Source organism: Dinghuibacter sp., from assembly GCF_035492835.1.
GTDB lineage: Bacteria > Bacteroidota > Bacteroidia > Chitinophagales > Chitinophagaceae > Dinghuibacter.
Window position 1 is genome coordinate 1 of record NZ_DATJIY010000074.1, and the last position, 9,704, is coordinate 9,704.

Sequence of the window (9,704 nt, forward strand, 5' to 3'; positions counted from 1 at the left end):
GCAAAAGGTCGCCGCCCTCGGCCGCCGCAGCAACGCTCCCGAAGAAGGGCATGGGATCGACGCCTACCTCAGCCAGTCCGGCCACATGAAGGCCCGCCTGCTGGCGCCCTTTATGCTCCGCTACGCGGCGCCCGACACCCCCAAGATCGTTTTCCCCCACTCTCTGCACGTCGACTTCTACGATTCCCTCCTGACCGTCGAAAGCCGCCTCGACGCCCGCTATGGCATCTACTACGAAACCATGAACAAGGTCTACCTGGCCGACCACGTCAAGATCGTCAACATCGCCAAGGGCGATACGATCTACTGCCAGGACCTCTACTGGGACCAGAACACCGGCAAATTCTACACCCACCGCGACGTCGCCATCCACCGCGTCACCCAGACCATCTACGGCACCGGCATGGAGGCGACCCAGGACTTCAACAATGTTACCATCGATTCGGCCTCGGGGCATATGCGCGTTCAAAACGACGAGTTGCCGTAGGGGCGTGAGCGCCCGGGGCCAGGACGGCCCTGGTCCGGGTTGGCCCGGAGGGCGTCCGCTGCCCGACGTCTCGTAAGTACACCCTTGGGTTTCTATCTTAGCAATGGATCATTGCAAGTATTTTATTATTCGGGGGAGGTGAATAGAAACCTGGACAGGTTTCCAGCACACTTTATGTTTGAGCTGACCAGGGAAGAGAACGAAATCTTAAGGTCGCAATTTGCGACCTTAAGACACGGAGCACACACAAAGTACCTGCCGTATGCCTTTACCGAACATGGTATCTTGATGCTTTCCAATGTGTTAAAGAGCAGAAGGGCTATCGAGATGAGCATCAGGATTATCGATGTCTTCGTAAAACTCCGTGAGATGCTGTTGGCACACAAGGACATACTCCTGAAATTGGAGCAATTGGAAAAGCAGGTTATTCAGAACAGCGAAGACATACAAATGATTTTTGCGGCGCTAAAGCAGCTGCTGAATCCGCCGCAGCCACCGCGCGACCGCATAAAAAAGGCCCGCCGAAGGCGGGCCGGGAATGGTATAATTGATGGTGAAAGCCTAAACTTCTTCGGCCTTCATCGACTTCTGCACGCGTTTGCGTTCCTCCTCGTCGAGGATCACTTTGCGCATCCGGATGAAGTGAGGGGTGACCTCGATACACTCGTCCTGTTGGATATATTCCATACACTCCTCCAACGTCAGTACCGTCTTCGGCGCGATGTTGGTCGCCGCGTCGGTGCCGCTGGCGCGCATGTTGGTGAGTTTCTTGCCTTCGTTCGAGTTGACGACGAGATCGCCGGGCTTGTTGTTCTCGCCGATGATCATACCCTTGTAGACTTCTTCCCCGGGGTCGACGAAGAAAAAGCCGCGGTCCTGGAGCTTGTCCAGCGAATAACCCGTGGTGGTGCCCTGGTCCTTCGACAGGAGTACGCCGTTGTTGCGGCCGGGGATAACGCCCTTCCAGGGTTTGTATTCGGTAAAGCGGTGAGCCATGACGGCCTCGCCCTGGGTCGCGGTGAGCATTTGGGTACGCAGCCCGATCAGGCCGCGGGAGGGGATTTCGAATTCCAGGTGCTGGATGTCGCCCTTGGTCTCCATGACGTGCATTTCACCTTTGCGGCGGGTAACCAGGTCGATGACCTTGGAAGCGGATTCCTGCGGAACGTCAACCACGAGGTTTTCGTAGGGTTCGCATTTTTTGCCGTCGATGAGCTTGACGATGACGCGGGGCTGGCCGACGGTCAGCTCGAAGCCTTCGCGACGCATGGTCTCGATGAGGATACCCAGGTGGAGGATACCGCGGCCGAAGACCATAAAGGTGTCCCCGCTCTCGGTGTCCTCGACACGCAGGGCCAGGTTCTTTTCGGTTTCCTTGATCAGGCGGTCCCGGAGGTGACGGCTCGTCACGAACTTGCCGTCCTTCCCGAAGAAGGGCGAGTTGTTGATGCCGAACGTCATATTCATGGTGGGCTCGTCGACGTGGATGACGGGCAGCGCCTCGGGGTTGTCGAAGTCGGCGATGGTGTCGCCTATGTTGAAGTCTTCCAGACCGACAACGGCACAGATGTCGCCGGCGAGGACCTCGGTTACTTTCTTTTTACCCATACCCTCGAAGACATAGAGTTCACGGACGCGCGACTTTTTGATGGTGCCGTCGCCCATGACCAGGGAGATGGGTTGATTTTCCTTGATGGCGCCGCGGGTGACCTTACCCACGGCGATACGGCCCAGGAACGAGGAGTAGTCCAGGGACGTGATCTGCATTTGCAGGGTGCCGTCGGATATCTTCGGTTCGGGGACGTATTGAAGGATGCCATCCAGGAGTGGGGTAATGTCTTCACTTTGGGTCAGTGAGCTGTTGAACCAGCCGTTCTTACCCGAGCCGTAAAAGGTCGGGAAGTCCAGTTGCTCCTCGGAAGCGTCCAGGTTGAAGAACAACTCGAACACGGCGTCGTGCACCTCGTCCGGGCGGCAGTTGGGCTTGTCGACCTTGTTGATGACGACGATCGGTTTCAGATTGAGCTGCAGGGCTTTCTGAAGGACGAAACGGGTCTGGGGCATGGGTCCTTCAAAGGCGTCGACCAGGAGGATCACCCCGTCGGCCATTTTCAGGACGCGTTCGACCTCACCCCCGAAGTCGGCGTGGCCCGGGGTGTCTATAACGTTGATTTTGACGTCTTTATAAGTTACGGAGGCGTTCTTGCTAAAGATCGTGATGCCGCGTTCCCGTTCAAGGTCGTTGGAGTCCATGATGAGCTCCCCGGTTTCCTGGTTCGAACGAAATACGTGGGTTGCGTGTAATATCTTGTCCACCAGGGTCGTCTTGCCGTGGTCAACGTGCGCGATGATGGCTATGTTCCGGATTTGCATATTGGCCGCAAATGTACGATAAAAGCGGCGGGTGGCAAGGAGAGGGGCCAAACTTTATGGAATCTTCACATCTGTTTCACGAGCGACCCCCAATGGGGTCTCCGCAGCTTGTAAGGCCGGCGCGCTCGGTGGGACCTCTGGGGTCGGCGCGCCCGATGGAGCTTCAAACAGCAGCGGCGCCCCGTCCGGCCCGGTCACGGTAAAACTCCGGCGGTGGTACCGCGTCAGCCCGTGGCGGGCGATGGCCGCCCGGTGGGCAACGGTGCCGTAGGCCTTGTTCTGGTCCCAGCCGTATTGGGGGTGTTCCCTGTGGAGTTCCTGCATGTACTCGTCCCGGTAGGTCTTGGCCAGTATGCTGGCGGCGGCGATGGAAGCGAAGATGCCGTCGCCCTCGATGATACAATGGTGGGATATATCCTGGTAGGGTGTAAAGCGGTTCCCGTCCACCAGCAGCACTTCGGGCCGGAGCAGTAGCTGGTCGAGGGCCAGGTGCATGGCTTTGAACGAGGCGCGGAGGATGTTGATCCGGTCGATTTCGTCGTGATCCACCCGGGCCACCGCATAGGCCAGGGCCTTGGATTCGATGATCGGCCTGAGCTCCAGGCGAACGGCTTCGGAGAGCTGTTTGGAATCGTTGAGAAGGGGATGCTTGAAATTCTTTGGCAGGATGACGGCCGCGGCGTACACCGGACCCGCCAGACATCCCCTGCCCGCTTCGTCCAGACCCGCCTCGATTTTCTTCTTATGAAAGTACGCCCTCAGCACAGGAACAAAATTAGGGGATTGCGGTAAGTCCGGCGACCCTACCTTTGCACCGGTTATGAACAGTAGTCGACATTCCCGTGGGGCGTTGCCAGACCGCTCCCGCCCGGTAGCCATCTGGATCATGGTCGGTGTAGGGATGCTGATGATCCAGGTCCTTTTGGGCGGGATCACGCGTTTGACGGGTTCGGGTTTGTCGATCACGCAATGGGACGTGGTCACCGGGGCGTTGCCGCCATTAAACCACGCGCAATGGCTGGAGGAGTTTCATAAATACCAGCAGACACCCCAGTACCGATTGCTGAATTCGGACTTTACGCTCAAGAACTTCCAGTTCATCTTTTTTTGGGAATGGTTCCACCGGTTGTGGGCAAGGACGATAGGGGCCGTTTTTCTCATACCCTTTGTCATCTTCCTGATACAACGCCGCTTCCGGCAGGACATGGTGATCCCCCTGGTGATACTGTTCCTGTTGGGTGCGCTCCAGGGCGCGGTCGGCTGGATCATGGTGGCCAGCGGCCTGACGGGGGACGCCATTTATGTAAATCCCCTGAAGCTGGCCCTGCACTTCATGTTCGCCATGGTGTTGATCGGCTACGCGTTTTGGTTCGGGCTCCAGCTGATGGTGCCGGATCGGGAGCGTTTTCGGGATAAAAAACTGGCACAGGGCACACTGGGCCTCCTGGTGCTGGTGGCCATCCAACTGACCTTCGGCGCGCTGATGGCCGGAAACAAAGCGGCCACCGCCGCGCCCACCTGGCCCTCGATCAACGGGGCCGCCTGGCCAGCAGGTATCTGGAACAACGCCCTGGGGGCGGGTAACCTCGCCGGCAACAAGATCACGATCCATTTTATACACCGCGGACTGGCCTACCTGATCTTCCTCTGTATGTGCGTATTCACGTGGGTGGCCATCAAACGGCGGGGCGCGGTCGGCGGACCCCGGATCGGCGGTCTTTTCTCCGCTACCTACTGGTTGCCCATCGCCATTACGGCTATACAGGCCCTGTTGGGTGTTACGGCCGTGCTGGTGAGCCCCCAAATCGTGCTGGGTCACTGGGGCGCCTTCGAATGGGCCGCGGAGACGCACCAGCTGGTTGGGATGTTCCTGATGCTATCGGTATTGTATGTCTTCTATCTGTCGACTGGAAAGAACCGGTAAATTCCTGATATTTGACCCATGCGATCGATTTGGTTGGGATTTTACCGGTCGTTCCCGGTGCAATTGGTCCTGCTGCATATCCGTAAGTACCAGGTCCTGCTGATCTTCTGGTGGATCGTGGGGAGCGCGGTGGCGGGACAGTTTATGTCCAGCTTCGGATCGGATACGTTGTTTCTCGCGCCGGAATACCTGGGCAGGGTGGACTTCGTGAGCGCCCTTTTTGTCGGGATGGGTCTGGCGGTCTTTATCATGAGCTGGAACATCACCACCTTTATCCTGTTCAGCCGCTATTTCAAATTCCTCGCGACGACCTCCCACCCCTTCCTGAAATATTGCCTCAACAACGCGGTGATCCCGGTCGGGTTCCTCATTTTTTACTTCGTGAAGGTGTATCTCTTTGAACGATACAGGGAGCTGATGACGCCGGTCGAGATCGCCTATATGATTGGCGGCTACGTGATCGGCCTGGTGGGGATGCTGGTATTCAGTCTGGGGTACTTTTTTGGCGCCAACACGGCCATATTCCGGGAGCTCGGGCCGCCCCAAAGCGACGCGGAGCGCTACCGCAAACACTACCGGGCCTGGAGGCAATCGCCCCAGCGGCCGTCCCACGAACTGACCCGCGTGGACTGGTATTTTACCAGCCCGATCAAGATAAAGGCGCCCCGGGACGTGAGCCATTATAGCGAAGCCTTCTTGGACCGCGTCTTTAAAAGACACCACTTCGCGGCGATCCTGTCGATCCTGCTCGCCTTCCTGTTGTTGATGGCGGTGGGGTACTTCATGGACAACCCCTACCTCCAAATCCCCGCTGCCGCCAGCATCCTGATATTTTTCGCCCTGCTGATCGCCGCTTCCGCGGCCTTCGTCTATTGGCTGGGCGGTTGGTCGATCCCCGTCGGGGTGCTGCTCCTGGTCGGTCTGAACCTGCTGTTTGCCTATAACATCCTGGATACCCGTAACAAGCTCTATGGGCTGGACTACGGACACGACCAACGGGCGCCGGTCTATACCCGGGACAGCATCATCGCGCTTTGCCGCCCGGATCGCCAGGAGTTGGACAAGGCGAACATGACCCGCATACTCGACCACTGGAAATCCCGGCAGGAAAGCCTGAAGCCCACGCTCTTCATCGTCAATGTCAGCGGCGGCGGCACACGCGCGGCAACGTTTACCATGTCCGTCCTCCAAAAGCTGGACAGCCTGTCGGAAGGGAAGCTCATGCAGCGCACCTTCCTGATAACCGGCGCCTCCGGGGGGATGCTCGGCGCCACCTATTTCCGGGAGTTGTATCGCCGCCGGCAAAACGGCGCGCCTATCCGTCTCAGCGACTCCACGTATGTCGACAACATTTCCAAAGACCTGCTCAACCCGCTTTTCTCCTCCTTCGTGACCAGGGACATCCTGGCCCCGGCCCAGCAGTTCACGGTCAGCCCCTACACGTATGTCAAGGACAGGGGCTTCGCCTTCGAGGAGCAGCTGAACCGCAATACCGGGAACATCCTGGATCAGCGGCTGGGCGACTATGCGGCGGAAGAATCGGCTGCCAAGCTTCCGCTGGTCATCTTTAACGGGACGATCTCCCGGGACGGACGGCGGATGATGATGTCTACCCAACCCATCAGCTTCCTGATGCAGTGTGTGCCGGACAGCGCCAGGGGACTCTACGCCGACCCGGACGCGGTCGATTTCGGCAGCTTTTTCCGCCGGCAGAACCCGCAGAATATCCGCATCCTGAGCGCGCTCCGCGTGGGCGCCACCTTCCCCTACGTCCTCCCCAACGTCTGGCTGCCCTCGGAACCCGTAATCGACCTGATGGACGCGGGTCTGAGGGATAACTACGGCCAGGAAACCACGATGCGCTTCCTGCAGGTATTTGATAACTGGATACGTGATAATACGTCGGGTGTCGTTTTTATACAGATAAAAGACCGGCGGGGGAACGATTGGGCGGACGACTTTTCTTCCCCGGACTTTACCCAGTTCTTTACGCGGCCCTTCCTTACGCTCCAGTACAACTGGCCCAAATTGCAGGACTATTCGCAGGATGAGCTGCTGAGCGAAGGCGTGCCCGCTTTCGATTTCCCGTTCAAGAAGATCACCTTTACCTATATCCCCGCGGAGAAAAATTCATACGCGCCGCTGAATTTTCACCTCACGGCCCGCGAAAAACTGAGCGTGGTAGGGTCCCTGGGGAGCCCGGAGGTCGAGAGGTCGCTCAGGGGTCTGCAAGAGTTGATGACGGAGGGCGTCAAAGCGCCGACGGGTCCCACCAAGGTCACCATCCAGGCGCCGCCCGTCAAGGGCACGGCGTCCCTGGGTGTTACGCCTGCGGCGCCTGCGGCTGTAAAAGGCGGAACGCCTTAGGGATGACCTGTATCGTAAAAGTATCGTTACCCGGCCAGGGATCCCCGTCGATGTGCAGGGGAGCCAGCTTGGGGTTGCGGATCACCAGCGACTTAGCCTGGAAATAGAGGATGCCCCCCGCCTCCTGGTCTAGACCGTACCGGGGTTGGACCTTCCCGCTCCGGACCTGGCGCAGGATGGACCCGACGAGTTTCCGTTTGCGCATCTCCTGTACGATGACGATGTCGAGCATACCGTCGCCCAGGCTGGCCTGGGGCGCTATCGTAAAGTTGTTGCCGAACTGGTTGCTGTTGGCGATACTGATAAAATAGGCATTGGTGTATATCTGTTCGCCGTTGATGTATATTTCGAAGGGGTATGTCCTGGCCCGGAAAAAGTTCCGCACGGACGTCTTTACATACGTCCAGAACCCGCGGGTGCCCGAGGCGGCGAAGTCGTGCGCGACCTGCGCGTCGAAACCCAGCCCGCTGAGCATACAGCAGAACTGCTCGTTCATATAAAACGCGTCCACGGGCGCGTACCGGTTGGCGAAAACGATCTCGAGCGCCCGGCGCGGGTCCTTGGGGATACGCGCGGCAAAGGCCAGGCCGTTGCCGGAACCCCGCGGTATGATGCCCAGGCTCACGGGGACGGGTATGTCCTGGAGCGCCTTGGCCACCTGCCGGACGGTGCCGTCACCCGCGGCCACGACGACGTCGGTGACGTATTCATGTTTGATCTTTTCCCTGAGAAAATGGTAGTCCCCGGTTGGATGCGTGTCGACGATACTGTAGTGTATCCGCTGTTCCTCCGTCATGCGTGAAATGAGGGATTTCAGCGATTTTTTACCGCCTGTGCCTGAGATCGGGTTGATCAGGTATACGATATGGCGCATGCAGATGCAAGATATATATTTTACCTTTGCGCCATGTCGAATTTATCGGAACAGGAGATTATCCGCAGGCAGAAATTGACGGAGTTGCAGGACCTGGGCATCGAGCCCTATCCGGCTCCCGAGTATTTGGTGACGCATACCGCGAAGGACATCAAGGACAATTATTCGGAGGAAAACAAGGAGAAGTTTGCCGACGTAACGCTGGCGGGTCGCATCATGGGCGTCCGGGACATGGGGAAGGCTTCTTTTGCCGTGCTCCAGGACTACAGTGGCCGCATACAGCTTTATGTAAAGCGCGACGACATCTGCCCGGGCGAAGACAAGACCCTGTACGACATAGTTTGGAAAAAACTCCTGGATATAGGCGACATCATCGGCGTGAAGGGCTATGGGTTTGTGACCCGGACCGGCGAAACCTCGGTGCATGTAAAGGAGTTCACCCTGCTCTCCAAGTCCCTCAAGCCCCTGCCGGTGGTACGGGAAAAGGATGGGGAAACCTTCGACGCCGTAACCGATCCGGAGTTCCGCTATCGCCAGCGCTATGTCGACCTCACGATCAACCCGGAGGTCCGAAACGTTTTCCGTCAGCGGACAAAGCTGGTGAGCACCATCCGGCAGTTCCTGGATCGCCAGGGCGCCCTGGAGGTGGACACGCCCGTGCTGCAAAGCATTCCGGGCGGGGCGATCGCGCGTCCCTTTATCACCCACCACAACGCCCTCGATATACCGCTCTACCTGCGTATTGCCAATGAGCTCTACCTGAAGCGTCTCATCGTGGGTGGGTTCGACTGGGTCTATGAATTCAGCCGGGACTTCCGGAATGAGGGCATGGACCGGACGCATAACCCCGAATTTACCATCCTCGAATTCTATACCGCCTATAAGGATTACTTCTGGATGATGAACCAGACCGAGTCCCTGTTGGAAGAATGCGCCCGGGCGCTCCACGGCACGACCGACGTGACCGTCGGCGACCGGACGATCAGCTTCAAGGCGCCCTTTGCCCGCGTGCCGATCTATGACGCCATATTGACGCATACGGGGATCGACATCCGCCACATGGACGAGGCCGCCCTCCTGGACGTCTGCAAGACTCTCCACCTGGAAGCCAACGCCAGCATGGGCAAGGGTAAATTGATCGATACCATCTTCGGAGAAAAGTGTGAACATCACTATATCGAGCCGACCTTCATCATCGACTATCCCGTCGAAATGAGCCCGCTCACCAAGAGCCACCGCGCTAAGCCCGGCCTGGTGGAGCGCTTCGAACTGATGATCAACGGCAAAGAGATCGCCAACGCGTACAGCGAATTGAACGACCCGCTGGACCAGCGCGCCCGCTTCGAAGACCAGGTACGCCTGATGGAGCGCGGCGACGACGAAGCCATGTACATCGACTATGACTTCCTCCGCGCCCTCGAATACGGCATGCCGCCCACCGCCGGTATCGGCATCGGGATCGACCGCCTGTGTATGCTGCTGCTCAATCAGCCGTCCATCCAGGATGTGCTCCTCTTCCCGCAAATGCGCCCTGAGCGCGCCTCCGGCGCCGCCCACGACGAAGAGGCATAGTCCCCGTACTCCCCGTTCGTCGCGCGCCTAAGCCTGCCGCCCAAAAGAGAAGGAGGTGGGGTGGGGTGCCTCTTTTTTCCCGTTTTTGCGAAACGTTTCGCAAAAAC

7 protein-coding genes and 1 pseudogene are annotated in these 9,704 nt (G+C 58.4%); 5 read left to right on the forward strand and 3 right to left on the reverse strand.

Going from position 1 to position 9,704, the window contains the following annotated elements; all coding sequences use genetic code 11:
• Both lptC and VL547_RS24120 read left to right on the forward strand, forming a co-directional pair.
• Nucleotides 1-487, forward strand: a 487-nt coding sequence (lptC, locus tag VL547_RS07405; protein ID WP_325576830.1) for an LPS export ABC transporter periplasmic protein LptC, incomplete at its 5' end; no start/stop codon positions are given.
• A 138-nt stretch (nucleotides 488-625) separates the two neighbouring features.
• Nucleotides 626-778 (forward strand): annotated as a pseudogene (locus VL547_RS24120) (ORF6N domain-containing protein); the annotation flags it as partial.
• Nucleotides 779-1,048: 270 nt separating this feature from the next.
• Here VL547_RS24120 and typA read toward each other — a convergent pair.
• Together typA and VL547_RS07415 are read right to left on the reverse strand one after the other, a co-directional pair.
• A complete protein-coding gene (gene typA, locus VL547_RS07410; protein WP_325576832.1) occupies nucleotides 1,049-2,860 on the reverse strand; it encodes a translational GTPase TypA in 1,812 nt (603 codons plus the stop codon).
• A 54-nt stretch (nucleotides 2,861-2,914) separates the two neighbouring features.
• Nucleotides 2,915-3,625, reverse strand: a complete 711-nt coding sequence (locus tag VL547_RS07415; protein ID WP_325576834.1) for a ribonuclease HII — start codon at nucleotides 3,623-3,625, stop codon at nucleotides 2,915-2,917.
• A gap of 55 nt (nucleotides 3,626-3,680) precedes the next feature.
• On the opposite strand from VL547_RS07415, the gene VL547_RS07420 reads away from it, so the two are divergent.
• A complete protein-coding gene (locus VL547_RS07420) occupies nucleotides 3,681-4,784 on the forward strand; it encodes a COX15/CtaA family protein (protein WP_325576836.1) in 1,104 nt (367 codons plus the stop codon).
• Between the two features lie 18 nt (nucleotides 4,785-4,802).
• Nucleotides 4,803-7,151, forward strand: coding sequence for a hypothetical protein (locus VL547_RS07425; RefSeq protein ID WP_325576838.1), 2,349 nt, complete (start codon nucleotides 4,803-4,805; stop codon nucleotides 7,149-7,151).
• On the opposite strand, the gene VL547_RS07430 is transcribed toward VL547_RS07425, so the two are convergent.
• Nucleotides 7,108-8,025: a diacylglycerol/lipid kinase family protein gene (locus tag VL547_RS07430; RefSeq protein ID WP_325576840.1), complete on the reverse strand. Its 918-nt coding sequence runs from the start codon at nucleotides 8,023-8,025 to the stop codon at nucleotides 7,108-7,110. The genes VL547_RS07425 and VL547_RS07430 overlap by 44 nt on opposite strands.
• Before the next feature lie 33 nt (nucleotides 8,026-8,058).
• Between VL547_RS07430 and lysS the strand changes: the two genes are divergently transcribed.
• Entirely contained in the window at nucleotides 8,059-9,597 is a 1,539-nt protein-coding gene (gene lysS / locus VL547_RS07435) for a lysine--tRNA ligase (protein WP_325576842.1), read from the forward strand.
• The last annotated feature ends 107 nt before the right edge of the window (nucleotides 9,598-9,704 follow it).

Coding starts and splice junctions, on each gene's coding strand:
- typA (WP_325576832.1), bottom strand. CDS start 2,860: ATGCAAATCCGGAACATAGCCATCATCGCGCACGTTGACCACGGCAAG.
- VL547_RS07420 (WP_325576836.1), top strand. CDS start 3,681: ATGAACAGTAGTCGACATTCCCGTGGGGCGTTGCCAGACCGCTCCCGC.
- VL547_RS07425 (WP_325576838.1), top strand. CDS start 4,803: ATGCGATCGATTTGGTTGGGATTTTACCGGTCGTTCCCGGTGCAATTG.
- VL547_RS07430 (WP_325576840.1), bottom strand. CDS start 8,025: ATGCGCCATATCGTATACCTGATCAACCCGATCTCAGGCACAGGCGGT.
- lysS (WP_325576842.1), top strand. CDS start 8,059: ATGTCGAATTTATCGGAACAGGAGATTATCCGCAGGCAGAAATTGACG.